14 protein-coding genes are annotated in these 14,443 nt (G+C 65.5%); 5 read left to right on the forward strand and 9 right to left on the reverse strand.

The genetic code is table 11. From position 1 onward, the window contains the following. The 3 genes from ACNPP0_RS07670 to ACNPP0_RS07680 are packed head-to-tail and all read left to right on the forward strand — an operon-like array spanning position 1 to position 4,707. Complete coding sequence (locus ACNPP0_RS07670) at positions 1 to 3,285, forward strand: hybrid sensor histidine kinase/response regulator (RefSeq protein WP_448705511.1); 3,285 nt, start codon at positions 1 to 3, stop codon at positions 3,283 to 3,285. Between the two features lie 55 nt (positions 3,286 to 3,340). After that, the gene (locus ACNPP0_RS07675) at positions 3,341 to 3,991 is read left to right on the forward strand and encodes a response regulator (RefSeq protein WP_332611214.1); all 651 of its coding nucleotides are present in this window, start codon (positions 3,341 to 3,343) and stop codon (positions 3,989 to 3,991) included. A 20-nt stretch (positions 3,992 to 4,011) separates the two neighbouring features. Beyond that, positions 4,012 to 4,707 carry a pentapeptide repeat-containing protein gene (locus ACNPP0_RS07680; RefSeq protein WP_332611212.1) on the forward strand — a complete coding sequence of 232 codons (696 nt, stop codon included), beginning with the start codon at positions 4,012 to 4,014 and terminating at the stop codon, positions 4,705 to 4,707. A 40-nt stretch (positions 4,708 to 4,747) separates the two neighbouring features. Here the strand turns inward: ACNPP0_RS07680 and ACNPP0_RS07685 are convergent, their stop codons facing one another. The 5 genes from ACNPP0_RS07685 to ACNPP0_RS07705 all read right to left on the reverse strand — a co-directional run bounded on the left by ACNPP0_RS07685 (position 4,748) and on the right by ACNPP0_RS07705 (position 9,080). Further along, a complete protein-coding gene (locus ACNPP0_RS07685; protein ID WP_448705512.1) occupies positions 4,748 to 5,725 on the reverse strand; it encodes a MarR family winged helix-turn-helix transcriptional regulator in 978 nt (325 codons plus the stop codon). A 72-nt stretch (positions 5,726 to 5,797) separates the two neighbouring features. After that, complete coding sequence (locus ACNPP0_RS07690) at positions 5,798 to 6,607, reverse strand: DUF1365 domain-containing protein (protein WP_448705514.1); 810 nt, start codon at positions 6,605 to 6,607, stop codon at positions 5,798 to 5,800. Next, positions 6,604 to 7,878, reverse strand: a complete 1,275-nt coding sequence (locus tag ACNPP0_RS07695) for an NAD(P)/FAD-dependent oxidoreductase (RefSeq protein WP_448705516.1) — start codon at positions 7,876 to 7,878, stop codon at positions 6,604 to 6,606. The genes ACNPP0_RS07690 and ACNPP0_RS07695 overlap by 4 nt, the downstream gene beginning before the upstream one ends. 144 nt (positions 7,879 to 8,022) lie before the next feature. Continuing rightward, positions 8,023 to 8,664, reverse strand: coding sequence for a DNA-3-methyladenine glycosylase I (locus ACNPP0_RS07700; RefSeq protein WP_332611207.1), 642 nt, complete (start codon positions 8,662 to 8,664; stop codon positions 8,023 to 8,025). Beyond that, complete coding sequence (locus ACNPP0_RS07705) at positions 8,661 to 9,080, reverse strand: lysozyme inhibitor LprI family protein (protein ID WP_448705518.1); 420 nt, start codon at positions 9,078 to 9,080, stop codon at positions 8,661 to 8,663. The genes ACNPP0_RS07700 and ACNPP0_RS07705 overlap by 4 nt, the downstream gene beginning before the upstream one ends. Before the next feature lie 104 nt (positions 9,081 to 9,184). Here ACNPP0_RS07705 and ACNPP0_RS07710 point away from each other — a divergent pair, with 104 nt between their 5' ends. Further along, positions 9,185 to 10,000: a metallophosphoesterase gene (locus ACNPP0_RS07710; protein ID WP_448705520.1), complete on the forward strand. Its 816-nt coding sequence runs from the start codon at positions 9,185 to 9,187 to the stop codon at positions 9,998 to 10,000. 130 nt (positions 10,001 to 10,130) lie between these two features. Here ACNPP0_RS07710 and ACNPP0_RS07715 read toward each other — a convergent pair whose 3' ends face one another. The 3 genes from ACNPP0_RS07715 to ACNPP0_RS07725 all read right to left on the reverse strand — a co-directional run bounded on the left by ACNPP0_RS07715 (position 10,131) and on the right by ACNPP0_RS07725 (position 11,907). Next, positions 10,131 to 10,463, reverse strand: coding sequence for a hypothetical protein (locus ACNPP0_RS07715; protein WP_448705522.1), 333 nt, complete (start codon positions 10,461 to 10,463; stop codon positions 10,131 to 10,133). 12 nt (positions 10,464 to 10,475) lie between these two features. Then, on the reverse strand, positions 10,476 to 10,739 hold the full coding sequence (locus ACNPP0_RS07720; protein ID WP_448705523.1) for a hypothetical protein: 264 nt from the start codon (positions 10,737 to 10,739) through the stop codon (positions 10,476 to 10,478). A 118-nt stretch (positions 10,740 to 10,857) separates the two neighbouring features. After that, on the reverse strand, positions 10,858 to 11,907 hold the full coding sequence (locus ACNPP0_RS07725) for an NADP(H)-dependent aldo-keto reductase (RefSeq protein WP_448705525.1): 1,050 nt from the start codon (positions 11,905 to 11,907) through the stop codon (positions 10,858 to 10,860). A gap of 143 nt (positions 11,908 to 12,050) precedes the next feature. Here ACNPP0_RS07725 and ACNPP0_RS07730 point away from each other — a divergent pair, with 143 nt between their 5' ends. Next, positions 12,051 to 12,827: a bestrophin-like domain gene (locus tag ACNPP0_RS07730; protein ID WP_448705526.1), complete on the forward strand. Its 777-nt coding sequence runs from the start codon at positions 12,051 to 12,053 to the stop codon at positions 12,825 to 12,827. 30 nt (positions 12,828 to 12,857) lie between these two features. Here ACNPP0_RS07730 and ACNPP0_RS07735 read toward each other — a convergent pair. Then, the coding region (locus ACNPP0_RS07735) for an excinuclease ABC subunit UvrA (RefSeq protein ID WP_527892355.1) at positions 12,858 to 14,443 on the reverse strand (1,586 nt) is incomplete at its 5' end.

Here is a 14,443-nt window from a genome sequence, read left to right on the forward strand (position 1 = left end):
ATGCAGGAAACGCCGTTTAGCAGGATTGCACGCACTTCACGACGGCTGAATATCGCGCTGTTCGGCATCCTGCCCATTGCTCTTATCTTGATCGGCGCGCTGCTGTGGGGCGCCCAGCGCATCATCAAGCAGGAAGAAGACCGCCTGTTGATGGACTTCGCCGTGTTGGTGGGGTACATCCACGAACAAGAGCTTTTCCTGAAGCAGTTCAGCAAAGAAAGCCAGCGCCTGGATGGCCGGCCGCCGGTCGACCACACCGAGTTGTCCACGCCCCTGGATTCCACCCGACCGGGCATGCGCGTCTATCGCGGCCAGCACGCGCTGGTCGCCATGCCCTTTTCGCTTTTCTGCGCCTATCCGGCCGAATGCCCGGTCGCCGACAGCCCCGTGCCCGCGGCCGCGGGCTACTTCGCGGACTTCTACAGCACCTTCTGGGCCAATTCGTACTTTCCCGCCGCCGCGGCCTTCCTGGTCAACCGCAGCGACAGCGTGGGCGTCGCCGTACCCGCCATCAACGTCAAGCCGGGCTACGGCGAACCGCTGGTGGAAGACACCCTGCTGCTGGTCAACGATGCCGTCCGGACGCAGCTTGCCAAGGGCGGTGACGACAAGGCATCCGCAACCTTGAACGCGCCGGCCTCTGGCGTGGGCACGGCACACGCCGAAATTCGCTGGTTTCCGCCCGCCGGGCTACCCGCCCGCATGGTGGGCATGATGCCGGCGGGCCTGACCGGGTCCGCCTGGGCCAACCGCGCGGGCGGGCAGCCCGATTTGTATGTGGCCACTTTGTTCAGCCGGCGCCGCATCAACATTTACGATCGCGCGCTGCCGTCTATCCAGTACGACGGGTTCTGGCTGTCGCATCGCGACATCGGCCTGATGATCGGCGACGGCCCCGTGCCCAACGTTGACCACAGCGGCCTGCGCGCCACGGCGGGAGGGCTGATCCTGCAAGTGTCGGACCCCACCGGCATCTGGACGGCGCGCTACCGCGTCACCTACCGCAATTTCTTCGAAGACAACCTGTGGCTTCCCATCAGCGCCGCGCTGATGTTGCTGTTGAGCCTGGCGGGCGGCATCGGCTATCAGCGCTGGTACACCCGGCGCGTGATCGAGCCGGCGCAAAGCGCCCACCGCGATATCGCCGAAAGCGAGGAATTCAACCGCACGCTGATCCAGACGGCCCCCATCGCGCTATGCGTGCTGGCGCGCGCCAATGGCGACGTGCTGTTCGCCAACAGCCTGGCGCTGGAATGGCTGGGCGCGGCCACCGGCCAGGGCCTGCGCGATTCGCCCGCTGCCCGCCCCTTGCTGGACCAGGTGCTGAACGCGTCCCAGCCCGGCAATATCGAAACCTTTCACGCCGACGACGGCCGGCCGCTGTACGTGGCCTATTCGCCCACGCGCTACAAAAAGCAGGACGTGGTGCTGTGCGCCTTTGCCGACATCAGCGCGCGCGCCGAAATCGAGCGCGCGCTGGCGCAGGCCAAACGCGACGCCGATAAGGCCAGCGAAGCGAAATCCACCTTCCTCGCCACCATGAGCCACGAAATCCGCACGCCGTTGTATGGCGTGCTGGGTACGTTGGAACTGATGGGCATGACCGAACTGAACGCCGAACAGCGCCAGCACCTTGAACGCATCCAGAATTCGTCCGTGATCCTGTTGCAGTTGATCAGCGACATCCTGGATATCACCAAGATCGAATCCGGCCAGCTGGCGCTGGAATCCACCTTGTTCCGACCGCGCGAACTAGTGGAAAGCTGCACGCGGTCATTCGCCGCGCTGGCCCGGCAAAAAGGGCTGCTGCTGTTTGCCAGCGTGGACGATTCGGTGGCGCCCTGGGTCACCGGCGACCCCGTGCGCATCCGGCAGATCCTCAGCAATTTGCTCAGCAACGCCATCAAGTTCACCGAATCGGGCCATGTCATCGTGCGGCTGCGCGGCGCCGAGCGCGCCGATGGCGCACAGGTGCTGACGCTGCAAGTGGTGGACACCGGCATCGGCATCGACAAGGAAGACCAGGCCCAGCTTTTCAGCCCCTTCTACCAGATCGACAGCGCCAGCCACACCGTGCGCGGCGCGGGCATCGGGCTGTCGATCTGCGCGCGCCTGGCCAAGCTGATGGACAGCGATATCCGGCTGACCAGCGAACTGGGCCTGGGCAGCAGCTTCTCGCTGGACCTGGCGCTACAGCCCGCCGACGGCCCGCCCATCGACGAGCCCGACCTGCACGGCATCCGCATCGTGGTCCGCAGCCCGCACCGCGAACTGACCGACAACGTCTGCCAGTGGCTGGCCCGCTGGGGCGCGGTCGCCCAGCCCGCGCCCACGCCCCTGGGCCCCGGCGAGGCCGACGACGTGCTGCTGGACATCTTGGGCGATTCCGAAGCGCCGCCCGCCAACTGGATCGGCCATTTCCTGTCGGCCGGCGACCCGCGCGAATCCGCCACGGGTATGCCGGTGCAGGTCGACGGGCACGACCTGGACAGCATCGGCTTCGGCATTTCGCGCCTGTTGCGTGGCGACCCGCCGGTGCCGGCCGAACCCACCGCCAACGCCCCCCTGGAACCCCTGAACCTGCGCGTGCTGGTCGCCGAGGACAACCCCATCAACCAAGCCACCTTGCGCCATCAGCTGGAGCAGCTGGGTTGCACCGTGACGGTGGCGGGCAACGGCGCCGAAGCGTTGTCGATGTGGAACATGGCGTACTACGACGTACTGCTGACCGACGTCAACATGCCCAAGATGAACGGATACGAACTGACGGGCGAGCTGCGCACGCGCGGCTTTGCGCAGCCCATCATCGGCGTGACCGCCAACGCGATGCGCGATGAAGAAGCGCGTTGCATGGCCGCGGGCATGAATTCGTGGCTGGTCAAACCCATCGAATTGAGCGCGCTGCGCCGCCACCTGGGCGGCATCACGCCGGCGCAACCCGATACCGCCGAGCCCTCGCCCCCCGAAGAACCCGAGGTGCCCGCCCCGACCGACGCCTTGCCGCCCGAACCGCTGGTGCCCGCCAAGTACCGCCGGCTGTTCCTGGACACGATGGACAGCGACCTGAACAATCTGGATCAGGCAATCGCCCGCCGCGACGTTCCCGCCGCGTTGCAGACGATGCATCGGATGCGTGGCGCGCTGGTGATGGTCAAAATGACAACACTGTCATCTGATTTTCAAGCGATCGAGGTCAAGCTCAGGCGCGACGGCGGTGACGACGCCGTGTTCCAGGAAACGGTCAGGCTGATGCAAGCCCTGAGGAACCTGCTGGCTCAAGTCTGAGTCTTGGTACAGAATGAGCCCGATCACCCCCACGTTCACCCCACGGCGCCCCAGAATGGAACGACTTAGAATTGTCCTCGCCGACGATCACCCGCTGGTGCTCGCAGGCATGCGGGATCTGCTGGAAAAGGATCTTAGCGTTGAAGTCACCGGCCTGCTCGACAGCCCGACGGCGCTGGTCGACCACCTGACCCACGACCTTCCCCATGTCGTCATCACCGACTATTCCATGCCCGGCGACGAAACCTATGGCGACGGCATCCGCCTGGTCAAGTTCCTGACGCGGCGGTTTCCCAAGACCCAAGTGGTGGTGCTGACCATGGTGTCCAACCCCATGATCATCTCGGCCATGTACGACGCGGGGGTTGCCGCCGTCGTGCTCAAGCGCGACAACCTGGCTGAAATTGTCACGGCGCTGCGCACGCTGCAAGCGGGGCGCAAGTACTATCCTCCTGGATTCCAGCGCGATGGCACGGTGGATTCGCGCAGCAAATTCATCGGCGAACGCATCAACAGCCTGTCGCCCAAAGAGTTCGAAGTGCTGCGCCATTTCATTCGTGGTGAATCCATGATGCAGGTGGCCGAGACACTCAAACGCAGCGTCAAGACCGTCAGCGGACAAAAAATATCCGCCATGCGCAAGCTGAACGTGCAAACCGACCAGGAACTGGTCGCCTTCTGCGTGGAAAGCGAAATATTCCAGTAGGCAAACCCGAGACAACACGCATGACGCAAGACCTGATTCACACCGCGGCCGGCCAGGACGTGGACCGCAACACCATGCAGGCACTGATCGAACAAGCGGCGGGCCAGCCGCTGTCATTCGAAGACTGCGACTTTCAACACGCTGATTTTTCCCGGCTGGACATGCGCGGCGCGCGCTTCACGGGTTGCGCCATCGCGGGTGCGTCGTTTCAGGGCGCCACGCTGGCCGACACCACCTGGCTACGCTGCCGGGGCGGCCAGGCCAACTTTGCGTCGGCGGACGCAAGCGACGCGGTTTTCCAACACTGCGACCTGAACAACGCCAACTGGCGCCGCGCGCGCCTGGCCGCCGCCCGCTTCCAAGGCTGCAAGCTGACCGGGTCCGACTTCGACGGCATCGCCTGCCTGGGCTGGAGCCTGGAAGAATGCCTGCTGGTCGGCGCGCTGCTGCGCGCTGTGTCGTTTCGCAAATCGAACATCATGCAGCTGGACTTTTCCGACGCGGATCTGGCCGGCAGTGATTTTCGCGACACCGTTTTTCACGGCGGCAGCCTGCGCAATGCCAACCTGAAAAACGTGCGCTTCGAAGGCGCGGACCTGCGCGAAGTGGATCTGAACGGCATCGACCTGACCGCCGCCGCCAGGTTGGCCGGCGCCACCATTTCCAAGACGCAAGCGGCGGCGTTGCTGGCGGAATTGCGCATCAGCGTGATCTGAGCGGTGATCCAAGCGCAACGCAGCGCGCTGCCTACCCGCATCATGGCCGGCGGCGCGCAAAGCGCTGTTCCACCACCACGCTGCCCCACTGCCGGCCTTCGGATTCATCCGTCAGCACAAAGCCCGCGTCGTCGTACAAATGACGCGCGGCGTCCAGCCCCTTGAAGGTCCACAAATAAGTTTCGCGGTAGTGCGCGTCGGCAAACGCCAGCGCGCGCGCCAGCAGCGCCCGCCCCACGCCCATGCCGCGCAGCGCATCGTCCACGATGAACCAACGCAGATGCGCCTGCCCTGCCGCGACGTCGCCGTCGATGACGATGGACGCCAGCGTGCGCCCGCCCGGCCCGGCTTCGGCGTATCGCCACATACCCTTGCCGCGATCGGGCAGGGTTTCGGCAAACGCCGCCAGCTCCGTTGCCACCTTGCGTTCAAAGTAGACGCCAAAGCCCGATGCCTGTGCGTAGTAGCGCGCGTGCAGGCTGGCAATGTCGCCGATGCAACCCGGCCCGTAGCCTTCGACGATCAGCTCGTCGATGGCCAAGGCGGCCGGCACCACGTTCGGGTTTTCGCGCGATAACGCATCCGCATACAGCGACATGAAGCGGATCAGCGATTGCTGGTCGTCAGGCGTCATCCGGCGCAGCGCGTGCGATACCTGATCGGTGGCGAATTGGTCGATGCGCGCGCGCAGCGCCAGCCCGGCATCCGTCAGTGTCAGCTTTGAGGATCGCGCATCGGCGCTATCGACCTCGCGTGCCACCAGCCCGGCGGATTCCAGCTTGGCCAGTTGCCGGCTGGTGTTGGACTTGTCCAGCCGCAGAATGACCGCAAGGTCGCGCGCCTGGATGCCCGGTTGCAAGCCGATTTCGATGATGGCATGCACGGCCGACGGGGCCAGTTCGCTGCCCGCCAGCGACGTGCGCATGAAGCCGAGTTCGCGTACCAGTTTGCGGGAAAACTCCCGCAGGTCGCGGATGGTCTCCTCGCGGGATTGAGGGGGAAAGTCGATCAGGTCCATGGCGCAGCCCACTTAACAGTTGCGGTTCGCAACCAATATAATTGCGGATCGCAACCAAATCAATGGGGAATGTCAGGGATGCTTGCGCGGCGGCGCAGCCGTCACTTCGCTGGCGGGCGCGGGCGGTTTGCGATGAAACGGCATCTTCAACAGAAACAAGCGCAATGCCTGCCAATGGATGCGCAGCACCACGCCCAGCGTCATGAACGGCATCGCCCCCACCGCGCGCAGCAACGACGCCGTGGTCAACGGCGCGCTGGGTCCCCGAATCGCGGTGTGCAGCAGCGGCTGGGGTTCGGCGGGGTCGTCGTGGTAATCAATGATGGCAGCGTGCGTGCCGTTGCGGTGTTCAACGCGAAACCGGTAGACGCCGGTCACTACGCAAAACGGCGACACGTGAAACGCCTTGTCGCTTTGCAGCACCTGGCCATCCTGAATGACGCCGCCGTCGGGCGCGCGCAGCACGTATTGATGGCGCTCGCCAAAGGTGTTGTTGACCTCGGCCACCAGCGCCCGCAGATCCCCGTGGGTGTCGTGCACATGCCAGAAGCTGACGGGGTTGAAGACGTGGCCGAACAGGCGCGGAAAGCACTGCAACCACACCGCGCCGACGTCGATATCCGCGCCCGCGATGTCCAGCCGCGATTGCAACCACGCCATCGGGTCGCCACCGTCGCGCGCGCCATGGTCGGCAAAATGAAACGCCACCGGGCGTCGACGATTCACGCCGAACAACCACGACGCGCGGCCGTCATAACGCGGGGCTTGATCGATGCGCAGGCGCAAACAGAACACCCGGTAGGTAAAACGGTGCGACACCGGCCGCGTGCGCGCGTGCAGCACGCGGGCGCGCATCAGTTCGATCAAGCCGTCCGCGTTCATGGCGCGACGTCCCACGGCGGCATCACGCCCAAGTCCGCCGCCACGCGGATGGCGGACGCCAGCCCGTCCTCATGAAAGCCGTAGCCCGTCCAGGCGCCGCAGAACCACACGCGCGCGCGGCCCTGGATGTCGGGCAGGCGCGCCTGCGCCAGCACCGCGTCGGCGTCCAGAATGGGATGTTCGTATTCGTAGCGACCCAGCACGCTGCCGGGCGCCGGTTCCTGCCGTGGGTTCAGCGTGACGATCACGGGTTGCTTGAACGGTAGCGGCTGCAAGTGATTGAGCAGGTAGCTGACCGACATGGGCGCATCGGGCGACGGGCCAGCCAGATAATTCCAGGCCGACCACACCGCCCGGCGACGCGGCAGCAGCGCGGTGTCGGTATGCAGCACGGCCAGATTGGGCTGATAGCGCACGCGCGACAGCACATCGCGCTCGGCCTCGGTGGCATCCAGCATCGCCAGCGACGTGGGCGCGTGGCACGCCAGCACCACCGCGTCGAAGTCATCAACGTGGCCCGCGGTGCGCACCTGCACACCGTCGGCCACGCGCTTGACGGTGTGCACCGGGCTGGCCACGCGCACCTGCGCGATGCGCGGCAGCATCGCTTGCACGTAACGCTGCGCGCCACCTTCAACCGTTTTCCATTGCGGCCGCCCCGCCACCTGCAACAAGCGGTGGTTCAGGCAGAACGACAGGAACGTGCGGGCCGGCTGCGCCAGCACCATGCTGGGCGGCGTGGACCAGATGGCGCCCGCCATGGGCAGCAGATACCAGCTGCGCATCGCCTGGCCATAGCCCTCGGCGTCCAGCAGATCGCCCAGCAGCGCATGCGGCCCGCTGCGCGCCAGATAGGCAGCGGCGTGGCGGTTGAAACGCAGAATGTCTCGCAGCATGCCCAGAAAGGCCGGCCGCAACAGGTTGCGGCGCTGCGCGAAGACGGTGTTCAGGTTGGTGCCGGCCCATTCCAGGTCGGGCTGGGTCAGCGACACACTGAACGTCATGTCGCTGGCATGCACCGGAATCGACAGATGCTTGAACAAGCGGATCAGGTGCGGGTATGTCAGGTCGTTGTGCACCAGAAAGCCGGTGTCCACCGGATGGGTGATGTCGCCCACCCGGGCGTCAACGGTATTGGTGTGGCCGCCGACCCGTTCCCGCGCTTCGAACAAGGTCACCGAAAATTTCTCGGACAGCAGCCATGCCGCGCTCAGCCCCGCCACGCCGCCGCCGATCACGGCGATGCGGCTGCCCGGGGCAAGCAGAGCCATGGTGCGTGGCGCCGGCTGGGCATCCGGGGCCGTCGACGTAAGGGTCACCATGGCGCCGCCTTGTTGGGATCCGTTGAGGCCCGATTAAACCATCAAGACAGCCGATTGGGAGGATGCCCGCAAAGGAAAAACCGGCCCGTCCGATCAGGCCGGCCGGTGAAATTGCGCACGCGCGGCCTGCACGGCGGCATGGCACACGCAGCCGCTCATGTGGTCGTTGACCATGCCCACCGCCTGCATGAAGGCGTACATCGTGGTCGGCCCCACGAACGTCCAGCCGCGCTTTTTCAGGGCCTTCGATAGCGTGGCCGATGCGGCGGACGTGGGGTTGCCGTTCCAGTAGGCCAGGTCCACCGTCCTCGGACGCTCGGTGGCGGGCGGCTCATGCCGCCACAGCCAACCCGCCAGGGACCCGGTTTCAAGCGCAAGGTCCACGGCGCGGCGCGCGTTGTTGATGGTGGAAACGATCTTGGCCCGGTTGCGCACGATGCCCGGGTTGGCCATCAGCCGTTCCACATCCCGGTCGGTGTAGCGCGCGACGCGTTCGAAGTCGAAATCGTCGAACGCCTCGCGAAAGGCCTCGCGCTTGCGCAGAATGGTGATCCAGGCCATGCCCGCCTGAAAGCCTTCCAGGCAGATCTTTTCGTACAGCCGGCGGTCGCTGCCCACGGGGCGGCCCCATTCGTGGTCGTGATAGTCTGGCATGGACGGCTGCCAGAAACAGCGCGGCGCGCCGTGGGCATCCAGAATCAGGCCCGCCGGTTCCAGCGCGCACACCTCGGTCATTGCTTGCCGGGCACCGGGCAACTGGTGTCGCCCTCTTCGCACTTGAGGTAGCCGCGCAGTTCTTTGGTGCGCGCCTGCGTCAGCTTGTCCAGGCACTGGCTCAAGACCATGGGGTAGATGCTTCCCCCCGTGGCGCCGCCCGACGAAAACGCACATTCCGCATCGCGAAAAAACAGCCACGCCTTTTGCGCGGCCTGCAATTGAGTGGTCTTGGTGCTGTCGCCTTTCAGACGGTCGATGACGCTGCGGTAGGCTTCATTCAAATGTTTGTCGGACTGGCGATAAGCCTGGTCGGCGCACAAGTTCATGTCAGTCTGCGTAGAGCCCTTGCCGCATTTAAGCGGAATGGGTTGCGGCTGCGCGTGGGCGCTGGCGGCCAGCAGCAGCGCGGCAGCCGTGGCGATCGCGATACGCATGGGCGTTCTCCTGTTTGTCTGTAGCGAGTCGGATGGGAAAGTGTCGCACGGATGGGCCCTTGCGCGCATGTCAGGCGCCGGCCAGGTGGCCTAAGATATTGCTCATGAAAATTCAATTGCTCTCTGACCTGCACCTGGAAACCGACCCGACTTTTGTCGCAAGTCCCATACCCGGGGCCGACCTGCTGGTCCTGGCCGGCGACATCGGTTCGTACCGCCAGGGTTCCAAGCTGGCCAGCAACGATTTCGGCCTGGGCAGCTACTCCCCGCGCAACGGGTGGCCCACGCCCGTGGTGTTCGTGCCCGGCAACCACGAATACGACAACCTGGATTTCGACGAGGCCCACGAACGCCTGCGCGAACTTTGCCACGCGCTGGACATCCGGTGGCTGGAACGCGAAACCTGCGTGATCGATGGCGTGCGCCTGGTGGGCACCACGCTGTGGACGGACTTTGACGCGCTGGCCGCCGACACCGACACCCTGGGCGTCGCGCTGGCCAAGCGCGCCAAGGCGTTTCGCGCCGCTGACTTCTATCTGGAAAAGGCGCAGATGCGCCGCAACGGCGGCCCCTTCATGGCCGAGCAAATGCGTGAACAAGGCCTGGCCTGCCAGCAATGGCTGACCGACACGCTGCGCACGCCGTTCAACGGCGCCACCCTGGCCATCACGCACTTCGCCCCCACGCTGGCCAGCGCCGACCCGCGCTATGGCGTCACGCCCGGCACCGCCGGGTTCTGCAATGCGCTTGATGCGCTGCTGCCGTTGGCCGACTGCTGGATGCACGGCCACCTGCATTGCGCGCACGACTACGTCAAAGACGGCTGCCGCGTCGTGGCCAACCCGCTGGGCTACGCCAAGAAAGGCGAACAAGCCGACTTCCAGCCTGACCGCCTGTGGCAAGTGCCCGCTGAAACTTGAAGCTGGCGGCAACTACCGGGTCCTGTTCGATGCAGATGTCGTCAGGTGGATGCCTGAGCCGGGTGGCGGCCAGAGAACCCGTAAGGCGGCGCAACGTGGGGACGTTTCGTCCCCCGTTAGCCGTGGCCCCCTACGGCTCCAGCCCTGCCACCGGCAATGCGAGCAACACCACGGCCGGATTCGCCAACACAAAGCCCGTGCCCGCCACGAACGCAACGGGTGACAGCAGCCGCATGGCGTCGGCGCTGGCTTGCGAGTCCTGCACCGTCACGCGATAGGTCTGGTCCAGCGCGGTGGACGTGGCCGCGCCGGCCTGCGCCGCACCGGGCGTGCCCGGGCGCGCCACGTAGCGCTTGCCCTTCAAGTGGTGCGTGAAATAGATCAGCCCCTCTTCGGTGGTGCCAAAGTGCATGGCCAGCGCCTGCTCGCGGTCACGCGGGGTGGCCACGGCCGTCAGCTGCAAGCGCACGTATCCCTAGGTAAGGCCATCGGCGCCCACGTGGAAGTCGCGCAGCACCACGGCCGTCAGCCGCGACCGGAAGTCGGACGTCAGCGCCTGCGCCATCGGCGGCGGCATGTCGAACAAGTAGTGGTATTGCGGCCCCAGCACCGCAAAGGTCTTGGTGTCGGACGACACCATCAACGTGGAGACGTTTTCGGTATAGGTCTTGGTGGACGCGCAGCCCGCCGCCAGGATGGCAAGCCCGGACAGAAGCAAGGTCGTCAGGATGCGTTGCATGGCGGTCAGGGCTGCGTGATGCAGGTCAGGGGCGCGGAATGCCGGTCAGGATGCATGACGCGGGCTTACCAGCATGCAGGTAAGCCGCCGGCGCAACACGCCCCGGCGGCCGTCACAATCAGGGTGCCGGGTTCGGGTAGCGCACGTGAATGGCGTCAATCGCCTTCAACACTTCAGGCGACAGCGTCACATCGACGCTGTCGATGTTTTCCTTAAGCTGTTCCAGCGTTGTTGCCCCGATCAAATTGCTGGTCACGAACGGGCGCTGATTCACAAAAGCCAGGGCCAGGTGCGAGGGCGACACGCCGTGCTCGCGCGCCACCGCCACGTACTCGGCGGTGGCCGCTTCGGCCTGCGGATTGCTGTAGCGCGTGAAACGCGTGTAGCGCGTCAGACGCGCGCCCTCGGGCCGGGCGCCGTTCAGGTACTTGCCGCAAAGCATGCCCATCGCCAAGGGCGAATACGCCAGCAGGCCCACGTCTTCGTGATGCGTGAATTCCGACAGGCCGATTTCAAACACCCGGTTCAAGAGGCTGTACGCGTTCTGGATCGACACCACGCGCGGCAGGTTCCGGGTGTCTGCATGCCGCAGGAACTGCGACAGGCCCCACGGCGTTTCGTTGGACACGCCCACGTGGCGCACCTTGCCCGCGCGCACGAAGTCCTGAAGCACGGACAGGGTTTCCTCGATCGGCACGGTGTGCTCGTCCTGGACCCACGGGTAGTTCAGCTGGCCGAAGGTGGCGGTTGTGCGGTCGGGCCAATGCAGCTGATACAGGTCCAGATAGTCCGTCTGCAAGCGCTTCAGGCTGGCGTCCAGCGCTTCGGTCAGGTTCTTGCGGTCCAGAAAAGTCTTGCCGTCGCGGATGTGGCCGGGGCGCTTGGGGTCACGCACCGGGCCCGCCACCTTGCTGGCCAGCACGATGTCCTGACGGCGCTTGGTGCGCGCCAGCCACGTGCCGATATAGGTTTCGGTCAGCCCTTGCGTTTCGGGCTTGGGCGGCACCGGGTACATCTCGGCCACGTCCACCAGGTTCACGCCGCGCGACAGCGCGTAATCCAGTTGTTGATGGGCGTCGGCCTCGGTATTTTGTTCGCCCCAGGTCATGGTGCCCAATCCAATCAGGCTGACATCCAGGTCGGTACGGCCGAGTTTGCGGGTTTTCAAGTTCTGCTCCGTGCGGGTCTTGATAGGGGAAAGTCGACACCTTACCGCAAGATGTTGGCGTTTCGCTGACAGGCCGGGGCATATCAGATCTTGCCGCGGCCAGGCAATCCGCATACGCTGGCGACTGTCCGTCGGGGAGCGCCATGCTCAGGAATTTCAACGAGTCCTATCTGTTCTTCATTGGCGTCATCGTGCTCCTGGGCGTGATCGAGCTTTGCTTCCTGCTTGGCCGCAAACAGCGCAAGCCGGCGGATGAAGCGCACAAGACGCACATCAGCGCACTGCAAACCGCCCTGCTGGGATTGCTGGCCCTGCTGCTGGGCTTTACGTTCGCCATGTCGGTCACGCGCTTCGAGGCGCGCAAGAACCTGGTGCTGGAAGAGGCCAACGCCATCGGCAACGCGTACTGGCGTTCCCAGCTGATCGCGCCCGCCGCCCGCGAAAAGATCCCGCCACTGCTGCTGGAATACATCCGCGCGGCGCTGGAACTGCACGACGCCGAAAACGACACCCAACGCTTTGACGCCGCCAACGTCACCACCCGCCGCATCGAACGCCAGATCCGCGCCATCACCGCCGCCAGCGCCGACAACCCGCCCGCCATCGCCACCATCATGTTCATCCAGGCCATCAACGAGATGGCCCAGGTCAACGAAAAGCGCCGCGTCGCCCTGGAAAACCATGTGCCCGAACCGGTGTTCTACCTGCTGTTCATCGTCAGCATCGGCGCCGTCGGTTTCATCGCCTACGGCACCGGCCTGCACAACCGAAGACGGCTGGTATCCACCGGCCTGTTCGCCGCGCTGATCGCCCTGGTACTGACCTTCATCGTCGACATCGACCAACCCGGCACAGGGGTGATCCAGGTCAGCCAGGAAAGCATGGAACGCATGCAGAAGACGCTGGAAAGCGAGTTGTAGCGCGGAAGATTTCCGGGGTTCCCCCCGGCATCAACCACCCGCCAGCACCCGTTTCAGGAACGGCGCCGTGGCGCCCTTGCCTGCCCGGCTGACGTGCGCCGGGGCGCCTTCGGCCACGATGCGGCCGCCTTCCTCGCCCGCGCCGGGGCCCACGTCTATCATCCAGTCGCTGTTGGCGACCACGCGCAGGTCGTGTTCCACGACGACGACCGTGTTGCCCGCATCCACCAAGCCATGCAGTTGCGCCATCAGCTTGTCGACATCGGCCGCGTGCAGCCCGGTGGTGGGTTCGTCCAGCACGTAGAGCGTGTTGCCGCGCTGGCTGCGTTGCAGTTCGGTGGCCAGTTTGATGCGCTGCGCTTCGCCGCCGGACAGCTCGGTGGCGGGTTGCCCCAGGCGTAGATAGCCCAGGCCGATCTCGCGCAACAGGGACAGCGGGCGTTGGACCGCCGGTTCGTCCTTGAAGAACGCCAGCGCTTCGTCCACCGTCATCGCCAGTACCTGGGCGATGTTGCGGCCATTCCATTCGATTTCCAGCGTCTTGGCGTTGTAGCGGCTGCCGTGGCAGACCGGGCATGGCGCGTACACGCTGGGCATGAACAGCAGTTCAACGTGCACGAAGCCTTCGCCTTCGCAGGTGTCGCAGCGGCCTTGCGCCACGTTGAACGAAAAGCGGCCCGCCCCATAACGCCGCGACTTGGCGGCACGGGTGTCCGCGAATAGTTTTCGCACGTGGTCGAACAGGCCGGTGTAGGTTGCCAGGTTGGAACGCGGCGTGCGGCCGATGGGCTTCTGGTCCACGTTGACCAGACGCTTGATGGCGTCGGCGCCCGCGTCGATGCGGCCCGTCGTGCGCGGCGGGCCATCCGCCCGCGGCAGATCGCCCTCGGGCTCTTCCGTGACCGGCTCCTGCCCCAGGTGCTCGCCGATCAGTTCGACCAGCGCCTGGCTGACCAGGCTGGACTTGCCCGAACCCGACACCCCCGTCACCGCCGTGAACGCGCCCAGCGGAAAACGCGCGTCGATGCCGTGCAGGTTGTTGCGATGGATGCCGCGCAACGACAGCCACCCGGAGGGCTCGCGCACGGCGGCCCTGGCGGCCGGCGCGGCGTTGAACAGATAGCGCGCCGTCAACGACTCGGGCACCTTCTTCAAGCCTGCCGGCGGCCCGCTGTACAGCACCTGGCCGCCATGCTGACCCGCGCCCGGGCCTACGTCCACCAGCCAGTCGGCGCGGCGCAGGGTGTCCAGATCATGCTCGACGACAAACAGGGTATTGCCCGCGTCTTTCAGTTGGTCCAGCGCGCGATGCAGCGCCTGGCCATCGGCGGGGTGCAAACCGGCCGAGGGTTCGTCCAGCACATACACCACGCCGAACAGATTGGAGCGTATCTGCGTGGCCAGGCGCAGCCGTTGCAGCTCGCCTGGCGACAGCGTCGGCGTGGCGCGGTCCATCGCCAAATATCCCAGGCCCAGCGCCTGCAAGGTGCCAATACGCTCGACCAGGTCATGCGCAATGCGTTGCGCGGCAATGCGCTTTTCCGGTGACAGGTCGGGCGTGCGGCGCACATCGGTGCTGCCCGCGTGCGCCAGGCCGCCCGCCGCGACGCGGCGCG

This window comes from Achromobacter semiaridum, assembly GCF_053543755.1.

Coding starts and splice junctions, on each gene's coding strand:
- ACNPP0_RS07700 (WP_332611207.1), bottom strand. CDS start 8,664: ATGACCGAGGTGTGCGCGCTGGAACCGGCGGGCCTGATTCTGGATGCC.
- ACNPP0_RS07680 (WP_332611212.1), top strand. CDS start 4,012: ATGACGCAAGACCTGATTCACACCGCGGCCGGCCAGGACGTGGACCGC.
- ACNPP0_RS07670 (WP_448705511.1), top strand. CDS start 1: ATGCAGGAAACGCCGTTTAGCAGGATTGCACGCACTTCACGACGGCTG.
- ACNPP0_RS07705 (WP_448705518.1), bottom strand. CDS start 9,080: ATGCGTATCGCGATCGCCACGGCTGCCGCGCTGCTGCTGGCCGCCAGC.
- ACNPP0_RS07685 (WP_448705512.1), bottom strand. CDS start 5,725: ATGGACCTGATCGACTTTCCCCCTCAATCCCGCGAGGAGACCATCCGC.
- ACNPP0_RS07690 (WP_448705514.1), bottom strand. CDS start 6,607: ATGAACGCGGACGGCTTGATCGAACTGATGCGCGCCCGCGTGCTGCAC.
- ACNPP0_RS07710 (WP_448705520.1), top strand. CDS start 9,185: ATGAAAATTCAATTGCTCTCTGACCTGCACCTGGAAACCGACCCGACT.
- ACNPP0_RS07730 (WP_448705526.1), top strand. CDS start 12,051: ATGCTCAGGAATTTCAACGAGTCCTATCTGTTCTTCATTGGCGTCATC.
- ACNPP0_RS07720 (WP_448705523.1), bottom strand. CDS start 10,739: ATGCAACGCATCCTGACGACCTTGCTTCTGTCCGGGCTTGCCATCCTG.
- ACNPP0_RS07675 (WP_332611214.1), top strand. CDS start 3,341: ATGGAACGACTTAGAATTGTCCTCGCCGACGATCACCCGCTGGTGCTC.
- ACNPP0_RS07695 (WP_448705516.1), bottom strand. CDS start 7,878: ATGGCTCTGCTTGCCCCGGGCAGCCGCATCGCCGTGATCGGCGGCGGC.